Below are 12,371 nucleotides of genomic sequence, written 5' to 3'. Positions count from 1 at the left end.
ATGCGCTTTTTTTTATGAACATCCGTAAAATGGGCGCATATACTGTGTTAAAAAGGATGTGCTTAACATTTATCAAAATAAACCGTTATTGTTTGTTGACGGGCCACCAGTCTTTATTAAAGTTGCGATTATAGTGGAGGAGAGCACGTCAGTATTTTTACTGAACAATGAAGAGGAATCGGTGGTGGAAAATGAGGAACAGATAAGTGTTACCGAAGTCGTGCCAGTGAATCCGGGCATTCAACGTAAAATTATTTACTTAAGTAATTCGTTCCGTCGCCAAGCTTATCAGCCACTTCAATTTGTTCTAGAGGAAGAAACACTATCTGGAACGATTGAGAAGATTGAAGAAGAAACAGTATGGATTGATCTGGAAGGTGTCAATCATGAAATAATAGCCGTGGAAATGGGGAAGATTGAAGAAGTATTATGGCGTGGTAAGCCGTTTGATGAAATTAAATAAGAAAACGGAGGTGCCTTTAACTTAAGGACTGAAGCGACTCAAGGGGCTAGGAGATGGAGTCTAGACACTGCTGCATGTGAAAAACCTATACTTTCTTATTATTGTAAAAAGGCAGGATGGGGAATCTCTCCGTCCTGCTTTTTTACAATGATGAAGAAAAATTAAAACAACCCAACAGATTGAAACTGTTGGGTTGTTTGGGCATTGCAGGGTATTAATTAATCTACGTCGCAAAAGTCGATAAACGTATCTTTGATACATTGGATTCCACAGAAACAAGTCAAGTCTACTGTGATGCATGAATCTGTCGCACCAAACCTAGTAACTTTACAAAGTTCTTCGAGATCTAGCTTGCCGTTTTTAATAATGTCCACCGGATTATTGTTACTGTCTAACGGTGCTAGTACTTGCAATGTTGCGCAGCAGCCGTCAAAGACGTTTTGGACTCTGAAAAAAGTAGAGAAGCAATTGTGTAGGTAATGTCTTCGGCTTTCCGGACGGAACATTGCTTTGAACGGATCACCATTCTTCGTCAATAGCATGAAAACGCGTGTATTAACACGGTTACGTGCAGGGCTGGATATGCTACCAAGCGGAGCCATGAAACAATCTGTTTCACATTCTACACAGTCATCGTCTGTTCCAGCATCCTGTAAACGTTTGATGAACCTGACAACCTCACATACACAGTCATCTTGGTGCTTTCTTTCATTATCTTCTTCATTTCTTCCACATCCCATTAATTCCACCTCCATTTCTCAATTCTTTATACTTTATGCGGCAAAGTTCATAGTGTTAGGGCGCTTAGGTGAATAATGAATAAAGTTTAGTATGAAAAGGCATACTGTATAAAAATGGAGGGGACGCGTATCCGTAAATTTAGCCTTGTGTTTTTCGCAGTTGTCTTACTATCCGGCTGTTCAGGTAGCGGATTCCGGATTGACAACAATTCCAGTGAGGATCATGCGAAAGCCGAAGAAGTATTGATAAATGACAAACGTCTCACATCAGCGGTCACTGTTTTTCATGAAAATGACTTGCTAACTGGCGTTACGCTTACAACCTTTTCGCGCTTCAAAAAAGAAAAGATTGAAAAGGAGCTCAAGAAAAAATTAGAAAATAGCTACCCAGAGTTGGACGTTACCGTTTCAGCAGACAGTAAAATATGGATGGAAACGAACAAGCTCATTGATTTGGATGACAAAAAGGATCAGGGGAAAAAGATTGAAAAATTGAAATCGCTTATAAAGGAAGAGACATGATGGACGAAAAAAAATATGCGAAGTTAGAGAAAGAGATTTCCCCTAAAACACCATTGATGCGGAATATCATTTTTGCATTTCTGACGGGAGGCACAATTTGTTTGGTAGGCCAATTTGTGTCGCTATTTTATATGACTTATTTTGATTTCACGGAACGGACGGCTAGTAACCCGACTGTTGCAACGATGATATTTTTTGCGATGCTGTTAACGGGTTTTGGATTGTATAAGAAAATTGCCCAATTTGGAGGAGCGGGGAGTGCGGTTCCAATTACAGGTTTCGGCAATGCTGTCATTTCTGCTGCAATTGAACACAAGACGGAAGGGTATGTTCTTGGAGTTGGCGGCAACATGTTCAAACTAGCGGGTTCAGTCATTCTCTTCGGCGTTTTTTCGGCATTTGTTGTTGCACTCATTAAGACGATACTTGTGAAATTTGGTGTCGTATCATGGTAGCGCGCGGACTGCTGACATTCAAAACGACCCCATCCATTGTGGCAACAGGTGTTACAGTTGGACCTTTGGAAAAGAAAAGTCTATTCGTCGATAAATTTGATAAAGTTTACGAGGATGAGCGCTGTGAAATGAAAACAAATGAGCATGGTCATGCAAAAATGATGGAAGATGCGTGCATGATTGCGTTAAGTAAAGTGGATTCTGTACCAAGCGACGCCGATTTCCTGTTAATTGGCGATCTTATTAACCAGATGACACCCTCAAATTTTGCGGCTACAACGGTTGGAATTCCCTATATTGGCCTATTTTCAGCTTGTGCAACGTCAGTATCTTCGCTTTTAATGGCTGCATTGCTGACAGAAACGGGCATGTCGACTTGCGCTATTGCTGGAGCATCTAGTCAGCATAATGCAGTTGAAAGACAATTCCGCTATCCGAATGAGTACGGTTCACAAAAGCCTGAGACATCTCAATGGACTGTCACAGCGGCGGGGGTAGCAGCTGTCGCACCTTATAAAAAAGGGTTTCCTTCTATAGAGTGTGGAACAATCGGATGCGCAATAGATCTCGGAATGACAGATCCACTGAATATGGGGGCGGCGATGGCACCGGCAGCGGCAGATACGCTTACCCGCCATTTAAAAGGTCACAATAAAGACGTGAAAGACTATGATGTGATCATGACAGGAGATCTTGGGAAAACTGGTTTTGAGTTATACAAAAAACTTGCGAGCAATCAAGGAATTGACGTGACTAAAAATTTCCGGGATGCAGGTAAAGAATTTTACGGTGCTGACGCATCATTTTTATCCGGGGCAAGTGGTGCAGGTTGTTCTGCCTCCGTTTTCTTCGCGGAAATAATTGATAAAATGAGCACGGGTGAATATAAACGGGTCCTTCTAATTGCGACGGGCGCGCTATTATCTCCGTTATCATTTCAACAAGGTGATACGATTCCGTGCATTGCGCATGCAATCGAATTAACAATGAAATGAGTGTGGATTATGGTTTCGATTTTCATTACAGCATTTATTGTAGGTGGTCTCATTTGCGTTGTGGGGCAGCTGTTGTTTGACGTAGCAAAACTGACACCGGCACATACATTGTGCATTTTGGTTGTTGCAGGTTCAGTGTTGGACGGGGTGGGTCTGTATGAGCCGTTTATCGATTTTGCTGGAGCGGGGGCAACGATACCAATTACTTCTTTCGGTAATGCCCTAACCCATGGTGCAATGGCAGAAGCCGAAAAACATGGACTGATTGGTGTTATGACAGGCATGTTTGAAGTGACTAGTTCAGGAATCAGTTCAGCGATCCTATTTGGATTCATTGCATCTGTTATTTTTAAATCGAAAGGAAAGGTTTAATAGTCATGCGCCCTCTTCCTTCTTCTCGTGTCTGCATAGGATACGAAGAAAGGAAGGGGGTATTATTATGTTTGGAGGATGTAATTCTTTCGGTGGCGGCGGATACGGCGGCGGAGGTTGTGGCGGTTATGAAAATGAAAAAGGCGGCGGTTCAACATTTTGCCTGATTGTGGTTCTATTCATCTTGCTTATCATTGTAGGCCGCACTTTTTGCGTATAAAAAGGGGGAGATAACAGATGAATGATTCATTTTTCCGGAAAATCGAATCAAAAACAGGCGTCCCGATGGAAGAAGTTTTTGCACTTGCAAATGCAATTCAATATGCAGATTTCAGTGATGAACGGCAAGTGAGGAAAATTATACGGAAAGTCGGAAGGCTCGCCAAAAAAGAAGTACCTCAACAGACGGAAGATGAGCTTGTTAACTCTATCGTCAAGAATGGCAAAGCGGTTAATATTAGTGATATTCAAGATATGCTTGGCCGACAATAAAATAAATTAATAAAAAAGCAGAATAATAGGTTTAATAATACTAACTTCTGGATATAGTAATAGTACTAGCAAAAATGGAGGTGTTAACGATGGGTTATATTTTACCAATTCAACCAATCCAATCTCAAATATATGCAAATCGATTGAGTATGGAAGCTTATAATTTTGCTTATATTGATCGGGTGAACAAAGTTAAGTTAAATTCAGACTTTTTGGATGAATTTAAAGAGTCCTCGCATCAAGAACGAGAAAGGGAGGAAGAAGAGGAGAAACCCATTGTAGCAGCACCTTTGGCATATCAAGGATTTGTCCGTCCCAATCCAGTTAATCTATCACCGGTGATCGCCAGAGTAGTAGGGAAAGGTATCGCGATAAATGCTTATGTCTAACTGATAATAAGAAAAAGGTTCGCATTGCTGTTATAAAGCAATGCGAACCTTTTTTATTTTAAAAAAGAAAGAATAAGTTTTTCTACTTAGGTAGGTGTCTAGCTCTAGGTGCCAACTGCTAGGAGGCCCACTGGATGTGGGGTCACGTAGCCATTGCCGCAGGACACGGCGTACTTAGGCTTTTCATATCATCCTTTTTTCCATTGCGCGATGCGGGATATCCGCATCCATAAATTCGGGTGAAGTAATGACATAGCCTAATTTTTCATAGAAAGGGACAGCATATGATTGTGCATTTAAAATAATCTTGTTCATACCCGTTGTTTTAGCATGTTCTTCAAGTGCATGCATGATAAGGTTTCCGAGATGTTTCCCGCGAAATTCCCCTAAAATGCAGACACGTTCAACTTTTCCGATTCCGTCGTTGATTTCCCTGATACGGCCTGCGCCGATTGGAGATTCTGATGAATAGACGACGAAATGTGCTGCAGTTTTATCGAAATGATCTAGTTCAAGGTCAAGTGGCACACCTTGTTCTTCCACGAACACTTTTCTTCTGACAGAAAATGCATCTTCTTGTTCAAGGTCAGAAGTTGCGAATCTTACTTCAAACAATTTTCAGTTATCCTCGTCAAGGCGGAATGTTTCATATACCGTCCATGAGCCGTCTTCAAGTTGATAAGTAAGGTGCAAACGATCAATTGTTTCAGTATGATCGACACCAATCATTTTCAGTTGACCAATGATATCATCGTGTTCGCCAGAAGAAAGTTTTTGAGCAATCGTCACGTGGGGAACGAATGCAAACTCAGGTTTTTCACCGAAGAAATCGTTGTTCAAGTCTTTATGCAAAGCAGCTAATTCATCGTTAAGGGTAGCCTTAAAATAAATTGTATTTGTGATAGGAGCGAATGTGCCCACTTTTGACACGTTTAATTCAAATGGTGTGTGTTTTTTAGTTACTTCTTTAATTGCCTTTGCAACTTCTTCAATTTCTTGATCGTTCGCTTCGAATACACCTTTAACCGTCAAATGCGGCGTGATTTGTGCATAATGCGGATCATATCTCTTTCTGTAAGCGTTTGCCAAGTCCTGAAGTTTCTTTGATGGGAAAGCAACGACACCGTATTTCATAATAAAAACCTCCTAGAATAATTGTTTTAGCTTTATAAATTTGATTATAGCAGAATACTTGAAAATATGTCCGTTTTGTCTGAATTAGTGACCAAAAACCATTTGAATGGCGCGGCGGACATCGGGTTGCCAATGCTTCCAGGTATGGTCTCCATTGAATTCATCATAGAAATAAGGGAAGCCTTTTCTTTCAAGTAATTCGTTTAATGTTCTGTTTGGCGTAAGGAAGTCTTGAACACCATCAACTTGCGTATTTACTTGGGTTTCTTCCTTTCCAATTACATGATAAATGGAGAATCGGGAAGGATCTTGTGAAGCTTCCACTTTTTCAAGCACAAAATCATTGACATAAGGGGAATGCAGAATCACTTTCCCGAATATATTGGGATACTTCGATGCAGTTAGAAGAGAAATCGTCGCCGCTAAGGAATCGCCGATAAGAGCCCTGCCTGCCCCAATCTGATATGTTGGATAATTGTCGTCGATATACGGAACAAGTTCATGAGCAAGGAAGCGGGTGTAGGCTTCACGTCGGTCCCCATCGGGATGATACATGCGCCTGCGTTCTTTGACACTCTTATAAGGAACACCAACTACAATGACGTTTTCAATTTCTTCGGCATCAATTAATTCGTCAACGACCCGTCCTATACGGCCGAACTGAAAATAATCTTTCCCATCAGATGCAATCAGCACTGAATATTTATAGAGAGGTGAAAAGTTGTGGGGCAAATGAATGAGCAACTGCATTTCCTCATCAAGTGCTTTACTGTAAATTGATATATCTTCTATTTTTCCGTATTTCACTCTGGTTGCCTCCTCAAATTGCGTGTATATTGAAATTGTATCATATCGTTAAGGTCAGGTATAATAGTTGTGTTCTGTTTATATACTAACTATAAAAGGGGTTGGCAGGAATGCATGATGATACAAAAATTGTACATTCAAAAGTTGTGACTGAAGCAACGAAAGCGGCTTTGAAACGGCGCGGTGTGACGTTGGAAGCAATCGCTGAAATCGTCTATGAACTACAATATCCGTATAATAATGGTCTTACAATGGCCCACTGCATTGAATCTATCGAAGGAGTCCTTCGAAAACGGGAACTTCAGCATGCGATCCTTGTGGGAATTGAATTAGATGAACTGGCAGAACAGGGAAAACTGTCCGCCCCATTACAACAAATCGTTGAGTCTGATGAAGGTCTATTCGGGGTTGATGAAACAATAGCACTGGGTGCCGTGTTTACATATGGTTCCATTGCAGTAACAACATTTGGTCATCTCGATAAAAATAAAATGGGCATCATTAACGAACTAGACACGAAAAAAGGTCAAGCTATTCATACATTTTTAGACGATCTCGTTGCCAGTGTTGCTGCTTGTGCAGCTTCAAGAATCGCACATAGAACTCGCGATCTTCAAGAAGCGGGCGAAACGTTTGAAGATATTACACCTGAGGAAACGATGCCTGAAACGAAAGTGAAAGGTGCACAAATTTAGTGAATAACTGCAAACACCTGAAAGGATTCTCCCTTTTAGGTGTTTTTTGAATTTGGTGAATAGTGTGTGAGAAAGCGCGTGTAAACGCTTGCAAAAAACTGATTAATTTTAAAGTTTATTGACAAAATAGAGAGACTTCATGGTAAGATGTATTTTAGGATTATGGAGAATTATTACACTTAAGGGGATGAAGGAATGAAGAAAAAGCGATTGCGATTGTTTACATTTATTATGATGATTGCATTACTAGTTCTATCAGCATGTAACTCAGGAGATACAGGGACATCGGAGAAAGATTCAGATGCTGGTAAAAGTAAAGAAGATTATAAGTTTCTAAGTATTTTAACTGGAGGAACACAAGGGACTTATTATCCACTCGGGGGATCATTCGCAGATTATATTTCAGAAGCGACTGGTATTAAAACAACAGCAGAAGTATCACAAGCATCTGCTGCGAATATGACATCACTTCAAGACGGTGATGCTGACATTGCATTCGTTCAAACAGATATTGCTTACTACGCATCTAAAGGTGAGCTTATGTTTGATGGCGATGTAATTGATAATGTTTCAGCTATTGGTGCATTATACCCTGAAACGGTTCAATTGATTACACTTGAAAAGAACGGTATTAAAACATATGAAGATTTGAAAGGGAAGAAAGTTTCCGTTGGTGCACCAGGTTCTGGAACGTATGCGAACGCGGAACAATTGCTAGAAATACATGGACTAACAATGGATGATATAAAGCCACAAAGTCTAGATTTTGGTGAATCACAAGAAAGTCTACAAGCGGGTCAAATTGATGCTGCATTCATCACAGCTGGTACACCTACGGGAGCGGTTGAAGGCTTGAACGCAGTTGCGTCAGTATTTGTTGTTCCAGTTGAAGATGCAAAAGCAGACGAATTGATCAAAAAGTATCCTTACTACGCTAAAGAAATGATTCCTTCAGGCACATATGGAATGGCAAATGAAACACCAGCAGTTTCCGTTGGGGCGATGCTTGTTATCCAAAATGAAGTTCCTGAAGAATTAGGCTATGAAATTACAAAAGCAATTTACGACAATGCGTCTAAATTGCAACATGCAAAAGGGAAATTGATACAAGCTGAAAAAGGTCTTGATGGAATCGGAATTCCGGTTCACCCAGGTGCACAGAAATACTTTGATGAAGTAATCAAAAAATAAGATGTAATGTTAGCGGGGCGGTGAAGCGTTGTTAAGCTTTAGCCGTCCCATTTTTGAAATTAATCTAATGAATTAGAAACGGAAGGAAGAGGCGAGATGTGTCACAAAAAAGCCGTTCCGTTTATTACTTTTTTCATTTGTTCAGTTGCTATTCTTTTTTTTATCCCAATAAAACCAGCGTTTACGTTTACTGAACATCGTGTGGAAAACCCTGACGTCTATTATGTCCCTTTAAAAAATACTAACAGCTTTCAAATCAGATACGTTCACTCCATTCATTTGACAGATGTCATTGAATTCTATGAAGTGACTGCTGATCGAAAAATACGTCTGTTATCGATGCAGTACGAGGATCTTGCAATTGGTTTGCCTGGCTATGCAGAAGAAGGAGAAACCCTAACTGTGCAGGATGGGGTGTATACGCTTACATATGATGATAATGTTATAGATTCATTTGTCATGCTGGTTGGAGATGTAGATGCAGAATTAGCTTTTCGATACTTAAGAAACGAACTAAATTTAAAGAAACAGTTGATAAGGGGAAAATCGTACACATTTCGTGTTGTGAACCTATCCTTCTATCAAATGCTGAAAGGAGTTCATATGAATGGGGAAAAAAACAAAGCGGAACGATGAGCTAGAGCTGGAAACGCAAACAGAAGAGTTTAAAATGTTGTCAGAAGAAGAACAACTGGAAATACTTCAAAAATATGACCCCGAATCGAATACACGTGATGTTACAGGCATATTTAAGAAAATTGTATTTTTTGGTTTACTAGCGTTTTCCATATTTCAATTATATACAGCAATTGGAACTCCTTTTACGGCGTACATTCAACGTTCAATTCACTTAGGATTTGCATTATCTTTAATTTTCATCCTGTTTCCGGCTAGGAAAAAAAGTAAGAGAGAACGAAATAAGGTACCATTTTACGATATGATTTTGGCGCTTCTGGCTATAGGGGTCGGACTTTATTGGCCGCTTCTAATCGGAGATCTTGTGTTACGTGTTGGTCGTGTATCAATACTTGATATAATCGTTGGGGTCCTAGCCATCCTCTTAACGATGGAGGCCGCGAGACGAGCGGTTGGTATGCCGATTACAATTATTTCGGCTGTGTTTTTAGTCTATGCATTTTTCGGACCATATTTCCCAGGATTCCTTGCACACCGTGGACAAGATCTGAAAAGTGTTGTTCAATTGATGTTTTTCACGACAGATGGAATTTTAGGTACGCCAATTAGTGTATCTTCCACATTCATTTTCGTGTTCCTGTTATTCGGAGCATTCCTTGTCAAAACGGGGGTCGGAGCTTATTTCAACGATCTTGCGGTTGTATTGGCGGGCCGTTTAGTCGGTGGACCGGCTAAGGTTGCCATCTTCTCAAGTGCTTTACAAGGTACAATTTCGGGAAGTTCGGTTGCCAACGTTGTTGGATCGGGTTCGTATACAATTCCGATGATGAAAAAACTTGGTTATAAAAAGGAATTTGCTGGCGGCGTTGAAGCGGCAGCGTCGACGGGCGGGCAAATTATGCCACCGATTATGGGAGCAGCCGCATTCCTTATGGTTGAATTCATAGGCGGCGTTACCTATTGGCAAATTGCAAAAGCCGCAGCGATTCCAGCACTCCTTTATTTCACTGGAGTTTGGATTATGACACACTTTGAAGCGAAGCGTGTCGGTCTAAAAGGAATGACGGAAGACCAAATTCCTGACCGTAAAAAGACATTAAAGAAAATATATTTACTCTTACCGATTATCGGTATTATCGTCTTTTTATTAATTGGTATTCCTACGATGAAAGCAGCATTGTTGGGAATCGTCTTAACGATTATTGTCAGCTCATTCGATAAGTCAACGCGTCTTGGATTTAAAGATATGATTGAAGCATTGGTTGATGGTGCGCGTACAGCGCTTGGTGTCGCGGCAGCGACAGCATGTGCCGGTATTATCGTAGGGGTTGTTGTGAAGACAGGTTTAGGCCTAAGTCTTGCGACTGGATTGATTTCAGCTGCAGGTGGAAACATCTTCCTCACACTGTTCTTTACAATGCTTGCTGCAATTGTTTTGGGCATGGGTTCACCGACAACAGCGAACTATGTCATAACGTCAACAATCGCTGCTCCTGCGATTATCACGCTTCTTATGCTTGATAACCCAGGCGCAACTGTTCCAATTGTTGTGGCTGTGTCCGCACATCTATTTGTATTCTATTTTGGTATTATCGCAGACATCACACCACCTGTTGCCCTTGCAGCATTCGCTGCAGCTGGTATCTCAGGCGGAGATCCTATTAAAACAGGTGTCGTTTCTGCGAAGCTCGCTGTTGCGGCATTTATCATACCGTACATGTTTGTATTCAATCCTGCGATGCTCATGATGGGAGCCTCTGTCCCAGAGATTTTATGGGTCGTTTTCACTGCCATTATTGGGATGATTGCGATTGGTGCAGGAATGATTGGCTTCTGGTATCGAAAATGTAATTGGATTGAGCGCCTGTTCGCTTTAGCGACAGGGATGCTTCTCATATACCCAGAAACTATTACTGACATTATCGGACTGGTTCTGTTCGCGGCAATGGTCGCACTCCAGTGGATGACACGGGAGAAAGAAGACGATAGCAAGGAAGTCACAGTAGCTTAATAGAATATGGAGATCCCTTTGCTATGAGTTTTCATATGCGAAGGGATTTTTAGTTTGGGGAATAGTCGCTTGATCATATCTCGTGGCTGACCGACCATATTATATCTGAACGTATTTAAAATCACCTCACCATTTATTACTCACTGTTCGAATATCTGTAACAATTTTAGAAGAGAGGGGAGGATGAAGTCTTATGAAGTATATAAAAATGAAGGGATGGATATTGTCGTTAGTAGCCTTATTACAATTTGGTGCACTTGTTTGTGTATCATAACAATAAGAGTTGATGATTTAAATTGAATTGAACTAATCGGTACGCCGTATGCATCGACAGCCGCACGTGTAGAGTAGGAAGGGGAATTTGGAGGATAACCTCAAAAGCTTACCTGTCTGTATAAAGAAGGAATTATCGGATTCTATGTCGAATTAATAATAAAGGAGGTAGTTACTGTGGTTGAAATTTCAAATGGTATTGCAAAAAGAGAAATGAAAAGAAAAATGAATCAGTTGTTCGAGGACGAAAAGAATGGTCACCTTCATGTACTATATAAGTATAATGGGATTGAAAATTACATTATACAGGTTTTGAGTTATGTACAAGATGGTATTGCAGCGGGAGATTACGTGATTCTCATTGAGAATTCTCGTCTTTATCCTATTATTCGCAAAGAACTAAGTACACGTTTAACGAAAGATCAAATGGAATTCATACACTATGTAAATAGCCTCGAATTCTATTGGTCAAGTGGCAGTTATCATCCACCTTCAATCGCTGATTACTTCAGTAAGACAATTCAGCCCTATGTCGAAAATAAAATCTCTTTCCGAGCATGGGCACATGTCGAGTGGGCTACAATGGAAGAGCCACTGCATCTTATAAAAGATTTAGAGGTAATAGTAGACGAAGCTGTAAATCTGCTGTCGTTTCCATTAATTTGTGCATACGAAGGAAATAAAATGCCCGACTACCTCAAAACGAGTTTGATGGAAACACATCCTTATGTTCTACTGGAAGATGATTTTATCGTCTCGGAAGAATACCAGTCATCGAATGTAGTAAAATGATATTTATTATTTAACAAACAGGCGCGTTCGTATTAGTTTAACAGCAGGAAATCATTTATTGACGGTTGTTTTTGAACAGAGGGCTTGTAAAATTAAAGGCGACCTATCGTTAATCATTAGACGGGTCATCTTTTTTTATTTAAAAAAATAACCAATAATAACGTGTCATTCGATGACTACTAATAATAAAAAACACAACCCAATAAAGGGTTGTGTTACTCTGTAACCCCTTATGCACAAGGGGTTAACGATATAGTCCCGACTGGAATCAATCCAGTCCTCTCCATGTCGATTTTGTAACCCCTAGATTATCAAGGGGTAGAACGTACTTTATCATACTGTGGACATTTAGTTGGTCGATTTTAGTTAGCCAATAGGCAATCGCTTTTCAAATTCTGATGATT

Annotated in this window: 17 protein-coding genes; 13 read left to right on the top strand and 4 right to left on the bottom strand. The window is 40.4% G+C overall.

What is annotated here, in order from left to right; genetic code table 11:
- Positions 1 to 58: 58 nt before the first annotated feature.
- Entirely contained in the window at positions 59 to 463 is a 405-nt protein-coding gene (locus MKY15_RS02100) for a hypothetical protein (RefSeq protein ID WP_340740483.1), read from the top strand.
- A 218-nt stretch (positions 464 to 681) separates the two neighbouring features.
- On the opposite strand, the gene MKY15_RS02095 is transcribed toward MKY15_RS02100, so the two are convergent.
- A complete protein-coding gene (locus MKY15_RS02095; RefSeq protein WP_187045518.1) occupies positions 682 to 1,203 on the bottom strand; it encodes a CotY/CotZ family spore coat protein in 522 nt (173 codons plus the stop codon).
- A gap of 114 nt (positions 1,204 to 1,317) precedes the next feature.
- Between MKY15_RS02095 and MKY15_RS02090 the strand changes: the two genes are divergently transcribed.
- The 7 genes from MKY15_RS02090 to MKY15_RS02060 all read left to right on the top strand — a co-directional run bounded on the left by MKY15_RS02090 (position 1,318) and on the right by MKY15_RS02060 (position 4,428).
- The gene (locus MKY15_RS02090) at positions 1,318 to 1,725 is read left to right on the top strand and encodes a hypothetical protein (RefSeq protein WP_156476079.1); all 408 of its coding nucleotides are present in this window, start codon (positions 1,318 to 1,320) and stop codon (positions 1,723 to 1,725) included.
- On the top strand, positions 1,725 to 2,180 hold the full coding sequence (gene spoVAC, locus MKY15_RS02085; RefSeq protein ID WP_067211830.1) for a stage V sporulation protein AC: 456 nt from the start codon (positions 1,725 to 1,727) through the stop codon (positions 2,178 to 2,180). The genes MKY15_RS02090 and spoVAC overlap by 1 nt, the downstream gene beginning before the upstream one ends.
- Positions 2,174 to 3,175, top strand: a complete 1,002-nt coding sequence (locus tag MKY15_RS02080) for a stage V sporulation protein AD (protein ID WP_187045516.1) — start codon at positions 2,174 to 2,176, stop codon at positions 3,173 to 3,175. Before spoVAC ends, MKY15_RS02080 begins: the two co-directional genes overlap by 7 nt.
- Positions 3,176 to 3,184: 9 nt before the next feature.
- Positions 3,185 to 3,547, top strand: coding sequence for a stage V sporulation protein AE (gene spoVAE / locus MKY15_RS02075; protein WP_067211825.1), 363 nt, complete (start codon positions 3,185 to 3,187; stop codon positions 3,545 to 3,547).
- A 67-nt stretch (positions 3,548 to 3,614) separates the two neighbouring features.
- Positions 3,615 to 3,767: a YjcZ family sporulation protein gene (locus MKY15_RS02070; RefSeq protein WP_082786662.1), complete on the top strand. Its 153-nt coding sequence runs from the start codon at positions 3,615 to 3,617 to the stop codon at positions 3,765 to 3,767.
- 17 nt (positions 3,768 to 3,784) lie between these two features.
- A complete protein-coding gene (locus MKY15_RS02065; RefSeq protein WP_067211824.1) occupies positions 3,785 to 4,039 on the top strand; it encodes a stage VI sporulation protein F in 255 nt (84 codons plus the stop codon).
- An 89-nt stretch (positions 4,040 to 4,128) separates the two neighbouring features.
- On the top strand, positions 4,129 to 4,428 hold the full coding sequence (locus MKY15_RS02060; protein ID WP_338655648.1) for a hypothetical protein: 300 nt from the start codon (positions 4,129 to 4,131) through the stop codon (positions 4,426 to 4,428).
- Positions 4,429 to 4,611: 183 nt separating this feature from the next.
- Here MKY15_RS02060 and MKY15_RS02055 read toward each other — a convergent pair whose 3' ends face one another.
- From MKY15_RS02055 to MKY15_RS02045, 3 genes are all read right to left on the bottom strand, one after another.
- Complete coding sequence (locus MKY15_RS02055; RefSeq protein WP_067211821.1) at positions 4,612 to 5,043, bottom strand: GNAT family N-acetyltransferase; 432 nt, start codon at positions 5,041 to 5,043, stop codon at positions 4,612 to 4,614.
- A 3-nt stretch (positions 5,044 to 5,046) separates the two neighbouring features.
- Positions 5,047 to 5,562 (bottom strand): YjcG family protein, encoded by a 516-nt coding sequence (locus MKY15_RS02050; RefSeq protein WP_067211818.1) that lies wholly within the window; start codon positions 5,560 to 5,562, stop codon positions 5,047 to 5,049.
- An 84-nt stretch (positions 5,563 to 5,646) separates the two neighbouring features.
- A complete protein-coding gene (locus tag MKY15_RS02045; protein ID WP_082786660.1) occupies positions 5,647 to 6,369 on the bottom strand; it encodes an esterase family protein in 723 nt (240 codons plus the stop codon).
- A gap of 110 nt (positions 6,370 to 6,479) precedes the next feature.
- Here MKY15_RS02045 and MKY15_RS02040 point away from each other — a divergent pair, with 110 nt between their 5' ends.
- The 5 genes from MKY15_RS02040 (at position 6,480) to MKY15_RS02020 (ending at position 11,967) form a co-directional block, all read left to right on the top strand.
- Positions 6,480 to 7,064: a phosphatidylglycerophosphatase A gene (locus MKY15_RS02040; protein ID WP_067211817.1), complete on the top strand. Its 585-nt coding sequence runs from the start codon at positions 6,480 to 6,482 to the stop codon at positions 7,062 to 7,064.
- Between the two features lie 195 nt (positions 7,065 to 7,259).
- A complete protein-coding gene (locus tag MKY15_RS02035; protein ID WP_187045513.1) occupies positions 7,260 to 8,255 on the top strand; it encodes a TAXI family TRAP transporter solute-binding subunit in 996 nt (331 codons plus the stop codon).
- 96 nt (positions 8,256 to 8,351) lie between these two features.
- Positions 8,352 to 8,891, top strand: coding sequence for a DUF1850 domain-containing protein (locus MKY15_RS02030; RefSeq protein ID WP_338655653.1), 540 nt, complete (start codon positions 8,352 to 8,354; stop codon positions 8,889 to 8,891).
- A gap of 34 nt (positions 8,892 to 8,925) precedes the next feature.
- Complete coding sequence (locus MKY15_RS02025) at positions 8,926 to 10,902, top strand: TRAP transporter permease (protein ID WP_255428706.1); 1,977 nt, start codon at positions 8,926 to 8,928, stop codon at positions 10,900 to 10,902.
- Positions 10,903 to 11,352: 450 nt separating this feature from the next.
- The gene (locus MKY15_RS02020; protein WP_342538830.1) at positions 11,353 to 11,967 is read left to right on the top strand and encodes an MEDS domain-containing protein; all 615 of its coding nucleotides are present in this window, start codon (positions 11,353 to 11,355) and stop codon (positions 11,965 to 11,967) included.
- Positions 11,968 to 12,371 lie beyond the last annotated feature (404 nt).

Source organism: Sporosarcina sp. FSL K6-1540 (assembly GCF_038620285.1).
Classification (GTDB): Bacteria; Bacillota; Bacilli; order Bacillales_A; family Planococcaceae; genus Sporosarcina; species Sporosarcina psychrophila.
Note: the sequence above shows the minus strand (reverse complement) of the source record. Positions and strands in the feature narration are given on the sequence as shown.

Coding starts and splice junctions, on each gene's coding strand:
- MKY15_RS02065 (WP_067211824.1), top strand. CDS start 3,785: ATGAATGATTCATTTTTCCGGAAAATCGAATCAAAAACAGGCGTCCCG.
- MKY15_RS02035 (WP_187045513.1), top strand. CDS start 7,260: ATGAAGAAAAAGCGATTGCGATTGTTTACATTTATTATGATGATTGCA.
- MKY15_RS02040 (WP_067211817.1), top strand. CDS start 6,480: ATGCATGATGATACAAAAATTGTACATTCAAAAGTTGTGACTGAAGCA.
- MKY15_RS02080 (WP_187045516.1), top strand. CDS start 2,174: ATGGTAGCGCGCGGACTGCTGACATTCAAAACGACCCCATCCATTGTG.
- spoVAE (WP_067211825.1), top strand. CDS start 3,185: ATGGTTTCGATTTTCATTACAGCATTTATTGTAGGTGGTCTCATTTGC.
- MKY15_RS02050 (WP_067211818.1), bottom strand. CDS start 5,562: ATGAAATACGGTGTCGTTGCTTTCCCATCAAAGAAACTTCAGGACTTG.
- MKY15_RS02025 (WP_255428706.1), top strand. CDS start 8,926: ATGTTGTCAGAAGAAGAACAACTGGAAATACTTCAAAAATATGACCCC.
- MKY15_RS02070 (WP_082786662.1), top strand. CDS start 3,615: ATGTTTGGAGGATGTAATTCTTTCGGTGGCGGCGGATACGGCGGCGGA.
- MKY15_RS02060 (WP_338655648.1), top strand. CDS start 4,129: ATGGGTTATATTTTACCAATTCAACCAATCCAATCTCAAATATATGCA.
- MKY15_RS02095 (WP_187045518.1), bottom strand. CDS start 1,203: ATGGGATGTGGAAGAAATGAAGAAGATAATGAAAGAAAGCACCAAGAT.
- MKY15_RS02030 (WP_338655653.1), top strand. CDS start 8,352: ATGTGTCACAAAAAAGCCGTTCCGTTTATTACTTTTTTCATTTGTTCA.
- MKY15_RS02090 (WP_156476079.1), top strand. CDS start 1,318: ATGGAGGGGACGCGTATCCGTAAATTTAGCCTTGTGTTTTTCGCAGTT.
- spoVAC (WP_067211830.1), top strand. CDS start 1,725: ATGGACGAAAAAAAATATGCGAAGTTAGAGAAAGAGATTTCCCCTAAA.